The sequence below is a fragment of the Pseudoxanthomonas sp. 134C1 genome (genome assembly GCF_057773065.1).
This window is the reverse complement of record NZ_JBYMTH010000022.1, coordinates 1-2,379: the sequence shown is the minus strand read 5'-3', so window position 1 is coordinate 2,379 and position 2,379 is coordinate 1. Positions and strand designations below refer to the sequence as shown.

General features: G+C 59.0%; 3 protein-coding genes. All 3 read left to right on the top strand.

All coding sequences use genetic code 11. From position 1 onward, the window contains the following. Positions 1 to 607, top strand: a 607-nt coding sequence (locus tag AC3DEZ_RS20455; RefSeq protein ID WP_488389850.1) for a hypothetical protein, incomplete at its 5' end; no start/stop codon positions are given. A 167-nt stretch (positions 608 to 774) separates the two neighbouring features. Then, entirely contained in the window at positions 775 to 1,344 is a 570-nt protein-coding gene (locus AC3DEZ_RS20450; protein ID WP_488389849.1) for a hypothetical protein, read from the top strand. 167 nt (positions 1,345 to 1,511) lie between these two features. Further along, the gene (locus tag AC3DEZ_RS20445; protein WP_488389848.1) at positions 1,512 to 2,069 is read left to right on the top strand and encodes a hypothetical protein; all 558 of its coding nucleotides are present in this window, start codon (positions 1,512 to 1,514) and stop codon (positions 2,067 to 2,069) included. The last annotated feature ends 310 nt before the right edge of the window (positions 2,070 to 2,379 follow it).

Here is a 2,379-nt window from a genome sequence, read left to right as displayed (position 1 = left end):
ATTCCTGCTGCTTTCCCTGTCCGCCTGTGGTGCCTCGATGAAACCCAAGCCCGTCTATCGCGAAAATCCCCATCCCACCCAGGCCTACCGGCTGACGATGCGCATTGCGGATGCGCCGGGGCCGTTGCGGGTCATGCAGAGTACCGCGCGGTATGAAGTGACCAATACCGAGTGCCTGCCGCCGCCCATGGAGAACTTCGGCGGGGTGCCCTCGCCGATACCGCAGCGGCATGTCCCCTTCGAATTCGTTCGTTCTTCGGAAAACGCCTATACGGGTGTTTTTCATCTCGATGGGATGATTGACGAGGACTACTACGGACGGGGCGTATGTCGTTGGGAGATGATCCAGGTGTTGATGCACCTGAAAGCGACCGGGGCTGAAGGGGAAACCTTGTTCACGGCAAGTCTCATACCACGGCGGGACGGACTCTCTGGAGGCAAGCCGAAAACCATCTACTACATCAGGAACCAGTATCCCCGTATCCCGGGCTCTACTTCGGATACACCCGTCAGCAGTGGACAAACTGTTCGTTCAAGGATTGCGTCTTATCTTGCAGATGAAGATCTTTTCACCATCACGCTGGTGGCTGAGGAGATGACGCGATGAAGCTCGGCTCCCGGCAGTACTTGAATCTATCTGGGCGCAGCGAAGGAATGCCTAGGGTGCGACCGTCCTTCGTATCGGGGATAGGGCGACGAAGGCGATGGGCGCAGCCCGCCAGGCTGATATGGCCGGTATTCCTGCTGCTTTCCCTGTCCGCCTGCGGTGCCTCGATGAAATCCAAGCCCGTCTATCGTGAAAATCCGCATCCCACCCAGGCCTACCGGCTGACGATGCGCATTGCGGATGCGCCGGGGCCGTTGAGAATCATGCAGAGCGTGGCCTGGTATGAGGTGACCAATACCGAGTGCTTGCCGCCGCCCATGGAGAACTTTGGAGGTGTCCCGTCACCCATTCCGTTGGGGGACATCCCGATAGCGCTGACACGCGTGGCTGAGAATGAGTACACGGGTGTCTTTTACCTGGACGGCATGATTGACGAGGACTACCACGGCCGGGGTGTGTGCCGCTGGGAGATGAGCCAGGTGCTGATACACCTGAAGGCCACCGGCGCCGAAGGAGAGACCCTGTTTACGGCGAATCTGGAACAGCGATGGGATGGGTTCTCTGCGGACAAGCCGAAGACCACCTACTACATCAGGAACCAGTATCCCCGTATCCCGGGCTCTACTTCGGATACACCCGTCAGCAATGGACAAACTGTTCGTTCAAGGATTGCGTCTTATCTTTCAGATGAAGATCTTTTCACCATCACGCTGGTGGCTGAGGAGATGAGGCGATGAAGCTCGGCTCCCGGCAGCACTTGAATCTATATGGGTACAGCGAAGAAAGGCCTGGGGTGCGACCGTCCTTCGTATCGGGGATAGAGCGACGAAGGCGATGGGCGCAGCCCGCCCGGCGGATATGGCCGGTATTCCTGCTGCTTTCCCTGTCCGCCTGTGGTGCCTCGATGAAACCCAAGCCCGTCTATCGTGAAAATCCGCATCCCACCCAGGCCTACCGGCTGACGATGCGCATTGCGGATGCGCCGGGGCCGTTGAGAATCATGCAGAGCGTGGCCTGGTATGAGGTGACCAATACCGAGTGCTTGCCGCCGCCCATGGAGAACTTTGGAGGTGTCCCGTCACCCATTCCGTTGGGGGACATCCCGATAGCGCTGACACGCGTGGCTGAGAATGAGTACACGGGTGTCTTTTACCTGGACGGCATGATTGACGAGGACTACCACGGCCGGGGCGTGTGCCGCTGGGAGATGAGCCAGGTGCTGATACACCTGAGGGCGACCGGGGCTGAAGGGGAAACCTTGTTCACGTCAAGTCTCGTACCACGGCGGGACGAACTCTCTGGAGACAAGCCGAAAACGACCTACTACTGGAAAAAGCGATATCCCCATTCAATGGTGGAAAACTATCCTGATCATGGTAGGGCAGCGCGAGAGGGCTTCCGCCCTGAATTGAGAGACGACCTGTTCACCATCACGCTGGTGGCTGAGGAGATGACGCGATGAAGCTCGGCTCCCGGCAGCACTCGAATCCATCTGGGCACAGCGAAGAAACGCCTGGGGTGCGACCGGCCTTCGTATCGGGGATAGAGCGACGAAGGCGATGGGCGCAGCCCGCCAGGCGGATATGGCCGGTATTCCTGCTGCTTTCCCTGTCCGCCTGTGGTGCCTCGATGAAACCCAAGCCCATCTATCGCGAAAATCCCCATCCCACCCAGGCCTACCGGCTGACGATGCGCATTGCGGATGCGCCGGGGCCGTTGAGAGTCATGCGGAGTCTGGCAATTTACAACGTGGTCAATCGCGAGTGCTTGCC